We start from the raw sequence: 15399 nt of genomic DNA, 5'->3' as shown, positions 1-15399 counted from the left end.
ACGAGGCCCGCATGAACCCCGCGTTCTCGGTCATCTGGTTCACCACCCTGTCGGGCGCCGGTTACGGCCTGCTCGCCGCCATCGCGATGTCGGTCCTGGTCGGCGGCCAACCGGCGCGCGCGTTGCTGCTGCTGTGGCTGCTCGCGATGGCGATGATCACCGTCGGCCTGCTCAGCTCGCTCGCGCACCTGGGCAAGCCGCTGCGGGCGTGGCGCGCGCTGTCGCAATGGCGCACGTCGTGGCTGTCGCGTGAGGGCGTGGCGTCGCTGCTGACCTACCTGCCGGCGCTGGCGCTGGGCGCGCTGCTGCTGCCCAACCTGATCGCCGCCAATGCCGATACCCCCGCCGTGCGCGGCAACGCCTGGGGCATCGCGGCCTGCATCCTGGCGATCGTCGGCGCGGGCGCGACCGTGGTCTGCACCGCGATGATCTACGCCTCGCTCAAACCGATCCCGGCGTGGCGGCATCGGCTGGTGCTGCCGGCCTACGTCGTGTTCGCGCTGCTGACCGGGGTCGCGCTGCTGGCCGCCGGCCTGGCGCTGGCCGGCGCGGATGCGCGGGCCGTGGCGGGAGTGCTCGCGATTGCGGCGATCGCTGCCGGCGCCACCAAGTGGCGCTACTGGCGCGCGATCGACGCGCTGGCGCTGCCGGCCACGCGTGGCGACGCGGTCGGCCTGCCGGGTCGGCAAATCAGCGTGTTCGAGCGTCCGCACACGCAGGACAACTACCTCACCCGCGAGATGGGCTTCGTGGTCGCGCGCAAGCATGCGCGCCGGCTGCGGGTGATCGCCGTGGTCCTGTTCGGCGCGGTGCCGGCGCTCGCGGCGCTGATCGCGTGGGTGATCCCGGCGAGCGCGCCCGTGGTCTTGCCATTGGCCTCGCTGTCAGCGTTGCTCGGCGCGGTGGTCGAGCGCTGGCTGTTCTTCGCGCAGGCGCGCCACCTGGTGACGCTGTACTACTGAGCGCGCCGGGGTAGGGCGGGTTTCAACCCGCCGGCACGCGGCGACCAAGGATCGCCGGACGGCGGGTTGAAACCCGCCCTACGCACCTCGCGCGAACGCTGGTGCCGGCGGATCCCGCGCCGCGACTCATCCGATCTCCCCGATCAGCTCCGCCGCACCCTGCGCCAACAGCACCTGCGCGACTTCCAGCCCGAGGCAATCGGGCGCATCGCCGCGCCCGGCGGCGTCGGCACGCACGGCGCGGCCATCGGAGGCCGAGCCCACCAGACCGTGCAGGTGCAGGTGCTGGCCATCGAGCCGCGCGAACGCGGCAACCGGCACGTGGCAGCTGCCGTGCAGAGCGCGGTTCATCGCGCGCTCGGCCTCGACGCAGGTGCGGGTGGCGGCGTGGTCGAGCGCCGCGCACAGTTCGCGGATGGCGGCAGCATCGTCGCGACACTCGATCGCGATCGCGCCCTGCGCCGGTGCCGGCAACCACTGCGGTGCCTGCAGGCGCGCGCGGATGCGCCGGTCGAAGCCGAGCCGCTGCAAGCCCGCGCACGCCAGCACGATCGCCGCGTACTCGCCGGCGTCGAGCTTGGCCAGCCGCGTGTTGACGTTGCCGCGCAAGTCGCGCAACACGAGGTCGGGGCGCAGCGCGCACAGTTGCGCCTGGCGCCGCAGCGAAGACGTGCCGACGACCGCGCCGCGCGGCAGCGATGCGATGTCGGCGTGGTCGTTGCTGACGAACGCGTCGGCGTAGTCGGCGCGCTCCAGGATCGCCGGCAGCGCGAAGCCCGGCTCCAGTTCCATCGGTACGTCCTTGAGCGAATGCACGGCGCAATCGGCCTGCCCGCGTTGCATCGCCAGTTCGAGTTCCTTGAGGAACAGGCCCTTGCCGCCGATCGCCGCGAGCGAGCGGTCGAGCACCTCGTCGCCGCGCGTGCTCATCGGCACCAGCACGACCTCGAGGCCGGGGTGCGCGGCGCGCAGCGCGGCGGCGACGTGTTCGCTCTGCCACAGGGCGAGCGGGCTCTTGCGGGTGGCGATGCGTAGCGTGTCCATCGGCGCATTATCGCCCGGGCCGCCGTGCGCCGGGCGGAGCGTCGCCGCCCCGTCCCGGAGCAGGCCGCTACTCGCGCAGTTCGCTGGCCGCGGCCACGCGCGGGTATCCGTCTGTGCCCGCGCCGTCGACGGCGAGGCTGTCGCGGGTGTTCTTCTGCACCGCGATGGCGGCGAACAGGCTCAGCGCGTAGGCCATGCCGTAAAAGCCCTTCTCGCTGGGCACCAGCTGGGCGTTCCACAGGCCGACGAACAGCAGCAGCAGCGCCGAGACCACCGCGAACCACGCCAGGCCGTGGTACAGCGCGGTCACCGGCACGCCGTCGAGGCGGTCGCGCACACTCTTCTGCACCGAGATCGCGGCGAACAGCCCGTACAGCAGCAGCGTCAGGTAGTAGCCCTTCTCGCTGAGCAGCATCTGCGCATTCCACAGCCCGACCAGGAACGCGCCCATGCCGAGGACGAGGGCGAACCACGAGGCACCGACGAACGCGGCGGACGGCTTGCGGGCGGGATGGGTCTGCATGGGATTCCCTTCGATGCGATGGTTGGAGGTGATGATCGGGTGCGCCCAGGCGCGGCGCCCTGCGGCGTCGCGATGGTGGAAGTGGAGGGGTTACAGGTGCTTCAGCGTCTCGCGCAGGCCCGACACGCAGCGCCGGCTGACCTCGAGCGGCGCCTTGCCGTGGCGCAGCATCGCGTGCACGTGGCCGTCGGCGCCGCGCTTGAGCTCGACGATCTCGTGGCGCGCGACCAGGCAGTTGCGGTGGATGCGCACGAAGCGCTCGCCGAACTCCTCCTCCAGCGACTTCAGCGATTCCTCGATCAGGTCCTCGCCACGCGCGTGGTGGACGATCACGTACTTCTCTTCGGCGTGCAGGTAGTGCACGTCCTCGATCGGGATCAGCCGCAGGCTGCCGCGCAGGCGCGCGCACAGGTGGGTGCGGCGCTGGCCGGCGCGGGTGTCGCCGCTGGCACCGCGCCCGGCGGCGAACGTGCGCACGCGCTCCAGGGCCGCGGCCAGGCGTTCGGCGCGTACCGGCTTGACCAGGTAGTCGATCGCCTCGGCCTCGAACGCCGACAGCGCGTGGGCGTCGAACGCGGTGCAGAACACCACCGCGGGGCGCGGCTCGAACGCGGCCAGGTGGCGCGCGGTCTCCAGGCCGTCGATGCCGGGCATGGAGATGTCGAGCAGCACCAGGTCGGGCTGGTGCTCGGCGCAGGCGTGCAGCGCCTCCAGCCCGTCGGCGGCGTCGGCGACGATCTCGATCCCGCGCTGCTCGCCCAGCAAGGCACGCAGGCGCTCGCGGGCCAGCGGTTCGTCATCGGCGATCACCACCTTCATTGGCTTGCCGCTCCCATGCACCGGCGCATCCGCTGGACTCGCGGTGATAGTAGCCCCGCCGCCGGGGTCGGTCACCCGGCCATGCACCGCGGTCATCCCGGTCGAGCTCAGGCGGCGGCGAAACGCCGCGACAGCCAGTCGCCCAGGTCACGGATCTGCTCGGCGCAGACCTGGTGCGCCATCGGGTAGGCGTGCCAGGTCACCTCGAAGCCGAGCTGCCGGAACAACGCCGCGCTGTGCTGGCCGGCCTGGAACGGCACCACCGGGTCCTGGGTGCCGTGGGCGATGAACGCCGGTTGCGCGGTCGCGGCCCGCGGCACGTCGCCCACGGCCTGCGGCGCCATCGGCAGGTACGCCGACAGCACGACCAGCCCGGCGAGCGGCTCCTGCCGGCGCAACGCGACCGCCAGCGTGACCGCCCCGCCCTGCGAGAAACCGGCCAGCACGATGCGTTCGGCCGGGATGCCGCGCGCGTGCTCGCGCGCGATCAGCGCCTCGACCTCGGCGACCGACTGCTCGACCCCGGCGGCGTCGGCGCGGTTGGCCAGGTCGAAATCGCGGATGTCGTACCAGGCCCGCATGCGCGCGCCGTTGTTGATCGTCACCGCGCGCACCGGCGCATGCGGGAACACGAAGCGCAGCGCCGGCCAACCGGGGCGCACGAGTTCGGGCACGATCGGCGCGAAGTCGTTGCCGTCCGCGCCCAGGCCGTGCAGCCAGAGCACGCTCCAGGCCGGCGACGGGCCGGTTTCCAGTTCGACGGTGTCGAGCAACGCGGGGGCTTGGCGATCGAAGTGTTTGTCCATGGCCGCATTGTGGCGGCCGCGCGCGGGCGCGGCCAGCGACATGGCGGTCGCCATCGACAACACCCACCCCGCTCCTTCTCCGAGCACGTTCATCCCGGCCGCGCCACGCGGCGGGATAATCCGCCGATGCCGCGCCCTCCGTCTCCCCTGCAGGCATTCCATCCCGCCGTCGCCGCCTGGTTCGCCGGCGCGTTCCCGGCGCCGACCCCGGCGCAGGAGCTGGCATGGCCGGCGATCGCGTCCGGGCGCCACACCCTGGTCGCCGCGCCGACCGGATCGGGCAAGACCCTGACCGCGTTCATGGCCGCGATCGACGCCCTGGTGCGCGAGGGCCTGGCCGCCAACGGCACCCTCCCCGACGCGACCACCGTGGTCTACGTCTCGCCGCTGAAGGCGCTGTCCAACGACATCCACCTCAACCTGGAAGCGCCGCTGGCCGGGATCCGCGCCGAACTCGCGCGCCAAGGCCTGCCCGACGTCGCGATCCGCACCGCGGTGCGCACCGGCGATACGCCGCCGGCCGAGCGCGCGCGGATGTGGCGGACGCCGCCGCACATCCTAGTGACCACGCCCGAGTCGCTGTACGTGCTGCTCGGCTCCGAGTCCGGCCGGCGCATGCTCGCAAGCACGCGTTCGGTGATCGTCGACGAGATCCACGCGGTCGCCGCGAGCAAGCGCGGCAGCCACCTGGCGCTGACCCTGGAGCGGCTGGAAGCACTGTGCGGGCGGCGGCTGACGCGGATCGGCCTGTCGGCGACGCAGAAGCCGATCGACGAGGTCGCGCGTTTCCTGGTTGGCGCCGCGGCGGTCGCGGCCGACGGCACGCCCGACTGCGCGATCGTCGACATCGGCTACGCCAAGCAGCGCGACCTCGCGCTGGAACTGCCGCCGGTGCCGCTGCAGGCGGTGATGTCGAACGCGCAATGGGAGCTGGTCTACGCGCGGCTGGCGCAACTGGTGCAGGCGCACCGCACCACCCTGGTGTTCGTCAACACCCGGCGCATGGCCGAACGCGCCGCGCGGCACCTGGCCGACAGGCTCGGCAAGCAGCACGTTGCCGCCCACCACGGCAGCCTCGCCAAGGAGTTGCGGCTCGATGCCGAGCAGCGCCTCAAGGACGGCCAGCTCAAGGTGCTGGTCGCGACCGCGTCGCTGGAGCTGGGGATCGACATCGGCGACATCGACCTGGTCTGCCAGCTCGGCTCGCCGCGCGCGATCGCCGCGTTCCTGCAGCGCGTCGGCCGCTCCGGGCACCAGGTCGGTGGCGTGCCGAAAGGCCGGCTGTTCCCGCAGTCGCGCGACGACCTGGTCGAATGCGCGGCGCTGCTCGACTGCGTGCGCCGCGGCGAACTCGACGCGCTGACCATCCCGCGCGCACCGCTGGACGTGCTCGCGCAGCAGATCGTGGCGGAAGTGGCGCTGCGCGAATGGGACGAGGACGCGCTGTACGACTGGCTGCGCCGCGCCTGGCCGTACGCGCAGCTGGCGCGCGCGGATTTCGACGCGCTGGTGCGGATGCTCGCCGACGGCTTCACCACCCGTCGCGGCCCGCGCGCGGGCTACCTGCACCGCGACGCCGTGCACCGCCGCCTGCGCGGCCGCAAGAACGCGCGCATGACCGCGGTGATGTCCGGCGGCACGATTCCCGACACCGGTGACTACGCGGTGATCTTGGAACCGCAGGCGATCGCGATCGGCAACGTCAACGAGGACTTCGCGATCGAGAGCCTCGCCGGCGACGTGTTCCAGCTCGGCAACGCCAGCTACCGGATCCTGCGCGTCGAGACCGGCCGCGTGCGGGTGGAGGACGCGCAGGGCGCGCCGCCGAGCATTCCGTTCTGGCTCGGCGAGGCGCCCGGGCGTTCCGACGAGTTGTCGTATGGCGTGTCGCGGTTGCGCGAAGAAATTGCGGCGCGGCTTGAGCCCCCCTCCCGTCGGGAGAGGGGTTGGGGTGAGGGTCCGGAGTACGACGACGCCGATGATCGCAGCGAATCTTCATTCGTTGGCTTGGAGAAGCAGGCCGGCGCGGCGACTCTTGGAGATCCACCGGAAACCGGACCCTCGCCCCCACTCCCCCTCCCGACCGGAGAGGGGAGTCGGGCCGCGCTTGACTGGCTGCTCGACGAACTGTGCCTCGACGAAAACGCCGCCAGCCAACTCGTCGACTACTTCGCCCGCCAACGCGCCGCGCTCGGCGTCATGCCGACCCAGCGCATGCTCGTGATCGAGCGCTTCTTCGACGAGTCCGACGGCACCCAGCTGGTCATCCACACGCCGTTCGGCAGCCGCATCAACCGCGCCTGGGGCCTGGCGCTGCGCAAGCGCTTCTGCCGCAAGTTCAACTTCGAGCTGCAGGCCGCCGCGACCGAGGACGCGATCGTGCTGTCGCTGTCGACCAGCCACAGCTTCCCGCTGATCGAGGTCGCGCGGTACCTGCACTCGTCGTCCGCCCGCGACGTGCTGGTGCAGGCCCTGCTCGACGCGCCGCTGTTCGGCGTGCGCTGGCGCTGGAACGCGACCACCGGGCTCGCGCTGCCTCGCTTCAGCGGCGGCAAGAAGGTGGCGCCGCAACTGCAGCGCATGCGCAGCGAGGACCTGCTGGCCACCGTGTTCCCGGACCAGGTCGCGTGCGCGGAGAACCTGGTCGGCGAGCGCGAGGTCCCCGACCATCCGCTGGTCGCGCAGACGTTGCACGACTGCCTACACGAGGCGATGGACGCCGACGGCTGGCTGGCGGTGCTGCGCCGGCTGGAAAGCGGCACAATCACGATTGTCGCGCGCGACCTGACCGCGCCCTCGCCGTTCGCGGCCGAGGCGCTCAACGCCAAGCCCTACGCATTCCTCGACGATGCGCCGCTGGAGGAGCGCCGCACCCAGGCGGTGATGAGCCGGCGCTATGCCGACAGCGACAATGCCGGCGACCTCGCCCGGCTCGACCCGGGCGCGATCGAGGCGGTGCGCGCGGAAGCCTGGCCCGAGGCACGCAACGCCGACGAGGTACACGAGGCGCTGACCGGACTCGGCTTCGTCACCGCGGCCGAAGCCAGCGACAACGGCGGTTGGGCCGCATGGCTGCAGCAACTGGCGGCGGACGCGCGCGCGACCCGCGTACAGGTCGGCGACGGACTGTGGGTCGCGGCCGAACGCCTGCCGCAATTGCAGGCGCTGTTCGCCGAGGCCGCGCTGCAACCGCCGATCACCGCGCCGGCGGAGTTCGCCGCGGTGGCATGGAGCCGCGACGACGCCGTGCGCGAACTGCTGCGCTCGCGCCTGAGCGGCCTTGGCCCGATGCGCGTTGCAACGCTGGCGACTTCGATGGGCTTGCTGCGATCCGAGATCGACCCCGCACTGCTGCGCCTGGAGGGCGAGGGCTACGTCATGCGCGGGCGCTTCACCACCGGCTCGCACGCCGACGGCGGCGGCGACGAATGGTGCGAACGCCACCTGCTCGCGCGCATCCATCGCTACACCATCGGCCGCCTGCGGCGCGAGATCGAGCCGGTCGAGCCGCGCGACTTCGTGCGCTTCCTATTCGACTGGCAGCGCGTGTCGCAGGCGACCCGGGTCAGCGGCCCGGAAGCGCTGGCCGGCGTGCTGGCGCAGCTGGAAGGCTTCGAGGCCCCGGCCGCGGCGTGGGAAAGCGAGCTGTTGCCGGCGCGCGTGACCGACTACTCGATCTCGTGGCTCGACGACCTGTGCACCGCCGGCCGCATCACCTGGACTCGCCTGCGCGATGCGGCGCCAAGCGATGCCGGCAGCGGCCGCGCCGGACCGGTGCGCAGCACCCCGATCGTGCTGCTGCCACGCCGGCAGCTCGCCACTTGGAGCGGTTTGAGCGCGGGCCGCCGCGACGCGGAGCCGGCGCTGAGTTCGCGCGCGCAACGCGTGGCCGATACCTTGGCCGAGCACGGCGCCTTGTTCTTCGACGAACTCGTCGCCGGTGCGCACCTGCTGCGCACCGAACTGGAGGACGCGCTGGCCGAACTGGTCGCGCGCGGCCGCGTGCACTGCGACAGTTTCGCCGGCTTGCGCGCGCTGCTGGTGCCACAGTCGAAGCGGCCGTCGGCATTCGCGAGGCGTGGCCGCCGCGCGGCATTGTTCGGGATCGAGGACGCGGGCCGCTGGACCCTGACCCGCCGCGCGCCCGAAGGCCAGCCGGGCGACAGCGCGAACGGCGACCGCAAGCCCGACCCCGACGCCATCGAGCACGTCGCGCGCACCTTGCTGCGCCGCTACGGCGTCGTGTACTGGCGCCTGCTTGAGCGCGAAGCGGCGTGGCTGCCGCCGTGGCGCGACCTGCTGCGCGTCTACCACCGGCTCGAGGCGCGCGGCGAGATCCGCGGCGGCCGCTTCTTCGCCGGCCTGTCCGGCGAACAGTTCGCGCTGCCCGACGCGATCGGCGCGCTGCGCCACGTGCGCAACCGCGCCCCCGACGGCGAACTGCGCAGCCTGTCGGCGCTGGATCCGCTCAACCTGCTCGGCACCGTGCTGCCGGGCGGCAAGGTGCCGCGCCAACTCGGCGCCCGCGTGCTGTGGCGCGATGGCATCGCGCTGGCGACGCTGGTCGCGGGCCAGGTCGAATGGCGGGTGGCGTTGCCGCCGGCCGAGGAACGGGCGGTGCGCAAGGCGCTGCTGCGGGAGCCGGATCTGTCGCCGCTACTGGCGGATTTGCTTGCTACGGATTTAGGCCCACCGCGCAACGACTCGACGCGCTTGTGACGGACCTCCAACGCGCCGCCGCGCGGACGAAACCTGCTTGCGAAGGATCTTGGCCCACCGCGCAGGGGCTCGACGCGCTTGTGAGGGACCTCCAACGCGCCGCCGCGCGTGACGAAAGTTACTTGCGACGGATTGGGCCCACCAGGACTCGAACCTGGAACCAAAGGATTATGAGTCCTCTGCTCTAACCATTGAGCTATAGGCCCGCAGGCCGCGCATCTTAGCAGCCGCGCCGCAGCCGCTTGCGGGCCGGGCCTGTGCACACGCGCGGCAGCGGCGCACGCGTTTGCGGATCGGACCCGTGCTGATAACAGGCTGTTAGCGGCGCGGGAGTAGGCTGCTTGCTCCTTCCCCGGAGCCACGCCATGAACACCCAGCAAGTTGCCGATCGCCTGGTCGCGCTGTGCCGCGAAGGCAAGTACGAACAGGCGCAGGACGAGTTGTACGCCGAGGACGCGGTGAGCCTGGAGATGCCCGGCCTGCCGCCCGGCGCGCTGGGCGATGCCAAGGGGCTCGACGAGATCCGCGAGAAGGGCCGCAAGTGGGCGCAGAACATCGTCGAGATCCACGGCGGCAGCGTCAGCGATCCGGTCGTTGCCGACGCGTGGTTCAGCGTGGCCATGGCCATCGATGCCACCTACAAGGACATGGGGCGCATGCCAGTCGAGGAGATCTGCGTGTACCGCGTGCGCGACGGCAAGATCGTGCACGAGCAGTTCTTCTATTCGATGGAGTGAGTTCCTGCCGGTTGCGCGCGCGACCTGCGAAGGCAACACCGCACCACCAAAAAAACGAAGCCCCGCGCGGGCGGGGCTTCGGGTGTCGCGAACTACGCGGCGATCAATCGATGTCGAGGAAGCTGCGCAGCTGTTCCGAGCGGCTCGGGTGACGCAGCTTGCGCAACGCCTTGGCCTCTATCTGGCGGATGCGCTCGCGGGTGACATCGAACTGCTTGCCGACTTCCTCGAGGGTGTGGTCGGTGTTCATGTCGATGCCGAAGCGCATGCGCAGCACCTTGGCCTCGCGCGGGGTCAGGCCGGCGAGCACGTCGCGCACGGTTTCCGACAGGTTGATGTCGACCGTGGCATCGACCGGGGACATGACGTTGGTGTCCTCGATGAAATCGCCCAGATGCGAATCCTCGTCGTCGCCGATGGGGGTCTCCATCGAAATGGGCTCTTTGGCGATCTTCATGACCTTGCGGATCTTGTCCTCGGGCATGTCCATCTCTTTCGCCAACTCTTCCGGCGTCGCCTCGCGGCCGTACTGCTGCAGCATCTGCCGGCTGATGCGGTTGAGCTTGTTGATCGTCTCGATCATGTGCACCGGGATGCGGATCGTTCTTGCTTGATCGGCAATGGAGCGGGTGATCGCCTGGCGGATCCACCAGGTTGCGTAGGTCGAGAACTTGTAGCCGCGACGGTATTCGAACTTGTCGACCGCCTTCATCAGGCCGATGTTGCCTTCCTGGATCAGGTCGAGGAACTGCAGGCCGCGGTTGGTGTACTTCTTGGCGATGGAGATGACCAGGCGCAGGTTGGCCTCGACCATTTCCTTCTTGGCCTTGCGCGCCTTGGCTTCGCCGTAGGCCATCGCACGGCTGATGTCCTTCATGTCGGCCAGGGTCACCAGGATCGTCTGCTCGTGCGCGATCGTGGCCTTCTGCTCGTCGATGATCTGCTCGCGCACGTCGCGCAGGCCGGAGGACCACTTCTGCTTGCGCTTGAGCAGCTCGTCGACCCACTCCAGGTTGGTCTGGTTGCCGTCCCAGGCGCGGATGAAGTCCTTGCGCGGCATCTTCGCCACGCGCGTGGACAGGTCGAGGATCCGGCGCTCGTGGTCCTTGATCCGGGCGACCGCGTCGCGCAGGTTGCGCACCAGGGTGTCGGTCAGGCCCAGCGGCAGCTTCAAGGTGATGAACACCGCGGCCATGTCCTCGCGCAGCTTCAGCACCGACTTGTGGCTCGGGCCGTACTTGGCGTGCGCCTTGACGAACTTGGCGTAGTCGGCGGCCATCGAATCCATGCGCGCGGCGACCTCGAGCGGATCGGGCCCGGTCGGGCCTTCCTCGACGGCTTCCTCGTCGACGGCATCGACTTCCACCTCGTCGTCATCGGCCTCGGCGGCGGGCACCACGACCACCGGTGCCGGGGGCGCGATCTCTTCCTCGGCATCGAGGAAGCCGACGATGATCTCGGCCAGGCGCTTCTTGCCGGCCTTGTGCAGCTCGTAGCCCTCGAGCACGTGCGCGATCGTGCCCGGGAACGAGGCCAGCGAGGCCTGCACCTGCACCAGGCCTTCCTCGATGCGCTTGGCGATGGCGATCTCGCCCTCGCGGGTCAGCAGCTCGACCGTGCCCATCTCGCGCATGTACATGCGGACCGGGTCGGTGGTGCGGCCGCCTTCGGCATCGATCGCCGACAGCGCGGCCGCGGCTTCCTCGGCCGCGGTGTCGTCGACCTCGCGGCCGCTGCTGGAGGTGCCGGCGAGCAGCAGCGTGTCGGCATCGGGCGCGACTTCGTGCACCTCGATGCCCATGCCGTTGATCATGCTGATGATGTCTTCGATCTGCTCCGCGTCGACGAGGTCGTCGGGGAGGTGATCGTTGATCTCGGCAAAGGTCAGGTAGCCCTGCTCCAAACCCTTGCTGATCAAGAGCTTGATATCGGACGGAGGGGGCTGACGTTCGTTGGCCATGGGCTGCGCCACCGCGCTTATGTGAGGAAGGTGAACCAACTATTATACCAGCCGGCGCCCTGGTTCGTCCCGAACCGCCACCTTAGGGTGACGAGGCGGGCGGAGCGGATCAGACGCGCAGCAGGAAGGTCACCGGGCCGTCGTTGACCAGGCTGACGACCATATGGGCGCCGAAGCGGCCGCTTTCCACCCCGGCGCGGCGCTGCCGGCAGCGTTCCAGCAGCCGGTTGAAGACCGGTTCAGCCAGTTCCGGCGCCGCCGCGGTGCTGAAACCCGGGCGCATGCCGCTGGCGGTGTCGGCGACCAGGGTGAACTGGCTGACCAGCAGCAGGCCACCGCCGGTATCGGCCAGGCCGAGGTTCATGCGTCCCTGGGCGTCGTCGAACACCCGGTAGCCGAGCAGGCGCTCGGCCATTCGCATCACCTGCGCGTCGCCGTCGCCGGGTTCGACCCCGACCAGGGCCAGCAGCCCGGGGCCGATGGCGCCGACGGTGGCGCCGTCGACGCGGACCTGGGCTTGAGTGACGCGCTGGATCAGGGCGAGCATGGTGTCGGGTTCCGGGTGGTGGTCGAGGCTCGGTCTGATCGTCGCGCAGGCGAGCATCCAGGGACGTTCGCCTTTGCTCAAGGTTTTTGGCTTCAAAGCTTCCTCGAAGTTCAAGCGCCAAGTCCATCGATGGCCGGCTTCACCGACGAAAGAGCCAGAGCCCGCCTGCGCGGGAACGACTCGCACCGAGCCCGCAGGTCGCGCGGGCGCGCACGGTCGCACCCCGGCGCGGCGCCACGAAGGCAGCCGCTACACTCGCCAGCGCATGACCGACCTGATCGCCCGCCTGCTCCACTTCTTGGCCGCCAGCCTGGCGCGTCTGCCGTGGCCGTGGCTGCTCAAGCTCGGCGATGCCATCGCCGCGTTGTGGCTGCGGCTGGACGCGCGCGAGAGCCGCGTCGCGCGCCGCAACCTGGAACTGGCCTACCCCGACTTGCTGCCGGGCCAGCGCGCGCAACACCAGCGCGCGGTCCTGCGCACCACCGCACGCCAGGCGCTGGAAACGCTGCGGCTGTGGACGCGGCCGCACCCCGAGAACCTGGCGCTGATCCGCGAGCAGCATGGCGTCGAGCTGTTCGACGCGGCGCTCGCGGCCGGCCGCGGGGTGATCGTCGCCGCACCGCACTACGGCAACTGGGAACTGCTCAACCAGTGGCTGGCGATGCGCACGCCGCTGGCGATCCTGTACCGCGCGCCGGACTCGGCGGTCGGCGAGGCGTTCCTCAACCGCGTGCGTGCCGACACGCGCCAGGCCGACGGCAGCGACCGCGTCACCCAGGTGCGCGCCGAAGGCGCCGCGGTACGGCAGCTGTTCAAGCTGCTCAACCGCGGCGGCGTGGTCGGGATCCTGCCCGACCAGCAGCCCAAGGCCGGCGATGGCGAGTTCGCGGCGTTCTTCGGCGTGCAGGCGCTGACGATGTCGCTGCTCGGCCGGCTGGCGCAACGCAGCGGCGCGGCCGTGCTGTTCGCCTACTGCGAACGCATCGACGCCGGCGACCGCGACGGTCCGCGCTTCGCGCTGCACATCGAGGCCGCGCCCGCCGCGATCGCCGACGCCGACACCCAGGCCAGCGTGGCCGCGCTCAACGCCGCGGTCGAACGCATCGCCCGTCGCGACCCGGCGCAGTACCAGTGGACCTACAAGCGCTACACGCTGCGGCCGCCGGGCTCGGGGGAAGTCACCCCCTACCTCGAGCGCGATCTCGAACGCGCACCCACGCCTGACCTGCCCTTGCCCGACCGGAAACCGCGCCCATGACCGATCCGTTCGACGCCACCCGCGTCGCCGTCGCCGCACCCACCGCCGCCGACTGGCAGCGATCGCCGCCACGCGCGCGCAGCCTGTTCGTGCTCGGCCACCTGCTGCTGGCGCTGCCGGGCGGCGCCGCGGGGTTGTTCCTGGCGCGCTTCAGCGACCTGCTGCCGTCGCCCGTTGGCGCCGGCCTGGGCCTGCTGCTCGGCGTGGCGCTCGGCGCTTGGCTCGGGCTCAAGCGCTACAAGCACAGCTACTGGCGCCACGACGACGAGGGCCTGGCGGTGCGGCGCGGCAAGTTGTGGTTCCGCGAGACGCGGGTCCCGGCCACGCGCGTGCAGCACCTGGACCTCAAGCGCGGCCCGCTGCAGCGCAGCCGGCGGCTGGCAACGCTGGTGGTGCACACCGCCGGCACCCGCCACAGCGCGGTGACCGTGCCGCACCTGGACGCCGACGACGCCGAACGCCTGCGCGAGCGCCTGTCGCGGCAGATCGACCACGATGACGCCTGATTCGTCCGTCGCGCCAGCGCCCGCACCGGCGACCGCCACGTCCGCCGACGCCGAGCGCCGCCTGCACCCGATGTCGTGGCTGTTCGTGCTGGTGCAACAGCTCAAGCAGTTCGTGCTGCCGCTGGTGGCGCTGCTGGTGTTCGGCCGCGGCGACCGGAACGAGTTGTGGCCGCTGATCGGCGTCGGCGCGCTGGCGGTGTTCTCGCTGTGGCAGTACTTCACCTACCGCTACGGCGTGGTCGGCGACGCGCTGGTGGTGCGCAGCGGGGTATTCGAGCGCAGCGTGCGGGTGATCCCGTTCGCGCGCATCCACAACGTCGCGTTGCAGCAGTCGCTGCTGCACCGGCTGTTCGGGGTCGCCGAGGTACGCCTGGAGTCGGCCGGCGGCAACAAGCCCGAAGCCGAAATGCGCGTGTTGAAACTCGCCGACGCGATCGCGCTGGAGACCCTAGTCCGCCAGCGTGGCCGCGGCGCCGCGGTTGCCGCCGACGGCGAAACGCAAGAGGCGGACCTCGCCACGCCGTTGCTGTCGCTGCCGCCGACGGAGGTGCTGCGGCTGGGACTGGTCTCCAACCGCGGCATGATCGTGGTCGGCGCGGCGGTGGCCGGCGCCTCGCAATTCAGCCCGCGGCTGATCCCGAACCTGTTCGAGACCTGGGGCGCGGCTCTGTTCGGCTGGGCCGGGCAGCAACACTTCGGCCCGCCCGAGTACGCGTTGGCGGCGATCAGCCTGATGGCGCTGTTTGTGCTGGCGCTGCGGTTGTTCTCGGTGCTGCTGGCGCTGCTGCAGTACCACGGCTTCCAGCTGAGCGAACACGGCCGCCGGCTCACCGTCGAACGCGGCCTGCTGGGGCGCTGGCGCACCAGTGCCTCGCGCCGGCGCATCCAGGCCTGGACGCTGCACGAGGGCGTGCTGCACCGGGTGTTCAAGCGACGCAGCCTCGAGGTCGACACCGCGGTGGCCGAGGACCAGAACCAGCAACGCGCGCTGCGCGAACTGGCGCCGATCGCCACGCCGCAGGCCTGCGACGGCCTGATCGAACACCTGCTGCCGGCCGCCGGCTGGTCGCAACTGCCGTGGCGCCCGCTGCCGATGCGCAGCTGGTGGCGGCTGTTCGTCTGGGACGTGCCGTTCGCGCTGCTGGTCACGGCCGCACTGGCCTGGCGCTTCGGCGGCTGGGGCACGCTGGCGCTGCTGTGGCTGCCGTGGTCGATCTACAAGGCGCGGCAGCACGCCGCGCGCGCTGCGTACGCCTGCAGCGACGAATTGATCGCGGTGCGCGGCGGCTGGTGGACGCGGCACTGGCGCTTCGCCGAACTCGACAAGCTGCAGGCGTTGCAGCTCACGCGTTCGCCGATCGACCGCCGCTGCGGCACCGCCACGCTGTGGCTGGATACCGCCGGCGCCGGCGCGTGGTCACCGCCGTTGCGGATCCGCTTCCTGCCCGAGGCCGACGCGCAGGCCTTGTACGCGGCGCTGGCGCGGACGTTGGCGCGCCGTCGACTGCGTTGGTGAGC

The 15399-nt window shown here is 71.1% G+C and carries 11 protein-coding genes, 1 tRNA gene and 2 pseudogenes; 7 read left to right on the top strand and 7 right to left on the bottom strand.

Annotation, left to right across the window (positions count from 1 at the left end; genetic code table 11):
- Positions 1-11: 11 nt before the first annotated feature.
- Positions 12-962, top strand: coding sequence for a dimethyl sulfoxide reductase anchor subunit family protein (locus tag ACFQZQ_RS05880; RefSeq protein WP_386811787.1), 951 nt, complete (start codon positions 12-14; stop codon positions 960-962).
- Positions 963-1088: 126 nt separating this feature from the next.
- Here ACFQZQ_RS05880 and hemC read toward each other — a convergent pair whose 3' ends face one another.
- The 4 genes from hemC to ACFQZQ_RS05860 form a co-directional block, all read right to left on the bottom strand.
- A complete protein-coding gene (hemC, locus tag ACFQZQ_RS05875; RefSeq protein ID WP_386811785.1) occupies positions 1089-2006 on the bottom strand; it encodes a hydroxymethylbilane synthase in 918 nt (305 codons plus the stop codon).
- Positions 2007-2073: 67 nt separating this feature from the next.
- The gene (yiaA, locus tag ACFQZQ_RS05870) at positions 2074-2529 is read right to left on the bottom strand and encodes an inner membrane protein YiaA (RefSeq protein ID WP_386811784.1); all 456 of its coding nucleotides are present in this window, start codon (positions 2527-2529) and stop codon (positions 2074-2076) included.
- Between the two features lie 90 nt (positions 2530-2619).
- A complete protein-coding gene (locus ACFQZQ_RS05865) occupies positions 2620-3348 on the bottom strand; it encodes a LytR/AlgR family response regulator transcription factor (RefSeq protein WP_386811783.1) in 729 nt (242 codons plus the stop codon).
- Between the two features lie 107 nt (positions 3349-3455).
- Positions 3456-4154 carry an alpha/beta hydrolase gene (locus ACFQZQ_RS05860; protein ID WP_386812548.1) on the bottom strand — a complete coding sequence of 233 codons (699 nt, stop codon included), beginning with the start codon at positions 4152-4154 and terminating at the stop codon, positions 3456-3458.
- 126 nt (positions 4155-4280) lie between these two features.
- Here ACFQZQ_RS05860 and ACFQZQ_RS14860 point away from each other — a divergent pair.
- Positions 4281-6074: pseudogene (locus ACFQZQ_RS14860) on the top strand (DEAD/DEAH box helicase); the annotation flags it as partial.
- Between the two features lie 129 nt (positions 6075-6203).
- Positions 6204-8873, top strand: a pseudogene (locus tag ACFQZQ_RS14855) (Lhr family helicase); the annotation flags it as partial.
- A 133-nt stretch (positions 8874-9006) separates the two neighbouring features.
- Here the strand turns inward: ACFQZQ_RS14855 and ACFQZQ_RS05850 are convergent.
- Positions 9007-9079: transfer RNA gene (locus tag ACFQZQ_RS05850), tRNA-Ile, on the bottom strand.
- Positions 9080-9238: 159 nt separating this feature from the next.
- Here ACFQZQ_RS05850 and ACFQZQ_RS05845 point away from each other — a divergent pair.
- Complete coding sequence (locus ACFQZQ_RS05845) at positions 9239-9610, top strand: SnoaL-like domain-containing protein (RefSeq protein ID WP_386811780.1); 372 nt, start codon at positions 9239-9241, stop codon at positions 9608-9610.
- 103 nt (positions 9611-9713) lie between these two features.
- Here the strand turns inward: ACFQZQ_RS05845 and rpoD are convergent, their stop codons facing one another.
- Together rpoD and dtd are read right to left on the bottom strand one after the other, a co-directional pair.
- Positions 9714-11570: an RNA polymerase sigma factor RpoD gene (gene rpoD / locus ACFQZQ_RS05840; protein WP_386811779.1), complete on the bottom strand. Its 1857-nt coding sequence runs from the start codon at positions 11568-11570 to the stop codon at positions 9714-9716.
- 109 nt (positions 11571-11679) lie between these two features.
- Positions 11680-12117, bottom strand: a complete 438-nt coding sequence (gene dtd / locus ACFQZQ_RS05835) for a D-aminoacyl-tRNA deacylase (RefSeq protein WP_386811777.1) — start codon at positions 12115-12117, stop codon at positions 11680-11682.
- Positions 12118-12382: 265 nt separating this feature from the next.
- Here dtd and ACFQZQ_RS05830 point away from each other — a divergent pair, with 265 nt between their 5' ends.
- Genes ACFQZQ_RS05830 through ACFQZQ_RS05820 form a run of 3 tightly spaced genes read left to right on the top strand, consistent with a single transcriptional unit; the run spans position 12383 to position 15397 of the window.
- Positions 12383-13375 carry a lauroyl acyltransferase gene (locus ACFQZQ_RS05830; RefSeq protein ID WP_386811776.1) on the top strand — a complete coding sequence of 331 codons (993 nt, stop codon included), beginning with the start codon at positions 12383-12385 and terminating at the stop codon, positions 13373-13375.
- Positions 13372-13881 carry a PH domain-containing protein gene (locus tag ACFQZQ_RS05825; RefSeq protein WP_386811775.1) on the top strand — a complete coding sequence of 170 codons (510 nt, stop codon included), beginning with the start codon at positions 13372-13374 and terminating at the stop codon, positions 13879-13881. The genes ACFQZQ_RS05830 and ACFQZQ_RS05825 overlap by 4 nt, the downstream gene beginning before the upstream one ends.
- A complete protein-coding gene (locus ACFQZQ_RS05820) occupies positions 13871-15397 on the top strand; it encodes a PH domain-containing protein (RefSeq protein WP_386811773.1) in 1527 nt (508 codons plus the stop codon). The genes ACFQZQ_RS05825 and ACFQZQ_RS05820 overlap by 11 nt, the downstream gene beginning before the upstream one ends.
- The last annotated feature ends 2 nt before the right edge of the window (positions 15398-15399 follow it).

The organism is Lysobacter koreensis (assembly GCF_042677045.1).
Taxonomy (GTDB): Bacteria; Pseudomonadota; Gammaproteobacteria; order Xanthomonadales; family Xanthomonadaceae; genus Lysobacter_K; species Lysobacter_K koreensis.
Note: the sequence above shows the minus strand (reverse complement) of the source record. Positions and strands in the feature narration are given on the sequence as shown.

Excerpts from the sequence above, each read along its gene's own strand:
- ACFQZQ_RS05880 (WP_386811787.1), top strand. The coding sequence starts at position 12 with ATGAACCCCGCGTTCTCGGTCATCTGGTTCACCACCCTGTCGGGCGCC.
- hemC (WP_386811785.1), bottom strand. The coding sequence starts at position 2,006 with ATGGACACGCTACGCATCGCCACCCGCAAGAGCCCGCTCGCCCTGTGG.
- yiaA (WP_386811784.1), bottom strand. The coding sequence starts at position 2,529 with ATGCAGACCCATCCCGCCCGCAAGCCGTCCGCCGCGTTCGTCGGTGCC.
- ACFQZQ_RS05865 (WP_386811783.1), bottom strand. The coding sequence starts at position 3,348 with ATGAAGGTGGTGATCGCCGATGACGAACCGCTGGCCCGCGAGCGCCTG.
- ACFQZQ_RS05860 (WP_386812548.1), bottom strand. The coding sequence starts at position 4,154 with ATGGACAAACACTTCGATCGCCAAGCCCCCGCGTTGCTCGACACCGTC.
- ACFQZQ_RS05845 (WP_386811780.1), top strand. The coding sequence starts at position 9,239 with ATGAACACCCAGCAAGTTGCCGATCGCCTGGTCGCGCTGTGCCGCGAA.
- rpoD (WP_386811779.1), bottom strand. The coding sequence starts at position 11,570 with ATGGCCAACGAACGTCAGCCCCCTCCGTCCGATATCAAGCTCTTGATC.
- dtd (WP_386811777.1), bottom strand. The coding sequence starts at position 12,117 with ATGCTCGCCCTGATCCAGCGCGTCACTCAAGCCCAGGTCCGCGTCGAC.
- ACFQZQ_RS05830 (WP_386811776.1), top strand. The coding sequence starts at position 12,383 with ATGACCGACCTGATCGCCCGCCTGCTCCACTTCTTGGCCGCCAGCCTG.
- ACFQZQ_RS05825 (WP_386811775.1), top strand. The coding sequence starts at position 13,372 with ATGACCGATCCGTTCGACGCCACCCGCGTCGCCGTCGCCGCACCCACC.
- ACFQZQ_RS05820 (WP_386811773.1), top strand. The coding sequence starts at position 13,871 with ATGACGCCTGATTCGTCCGTCGCGCCAGCGCCCGCACCGGCGACCGCC.